The following is a 276-nucleotide window of genomic DNA, read 5'->3' on the forward strand; positions in this document are numbered from 1 at the left end:
CTATGCAAACAATTTTAAAAACAGCCCCCACACCTCTTCTTGCCTATTGTCACTACGGAACACGCTCGATGCATCTTTATCGTTTAGCGCGTCTTTAATCCCTTGTCTTAACAAACCAGAAAAAAACAAGCGGTAAACTTCTAAACCATCATAAAAGCCGCAAAATTTCATAGGGTTATAAAAAAAGCAAAAGGTAAGACAATAATGAAATCAGATCTTCAGACATTTATTTCCCCTCCCAACAACGAAAAATTCATATATTTCACGATGTCTTAG

1 pseudogene is annotated in these 276 nt (G+C 36.2%); it reads left to right on the forward strand.

Annotated features, from left to right (window positions below):
• A pseudogene (locus ACFIK8_RS12445) lies at positions 1–98 on the forward strand (TIGR01244 family phosphatase); the annotation flags it as partial.
• Between the last annotated feature and the right edge of the window lie 178 nt (positions 99–276).

Source organism: Bartonella sp. MR168JLCBS (assembly GCF_042194175.1).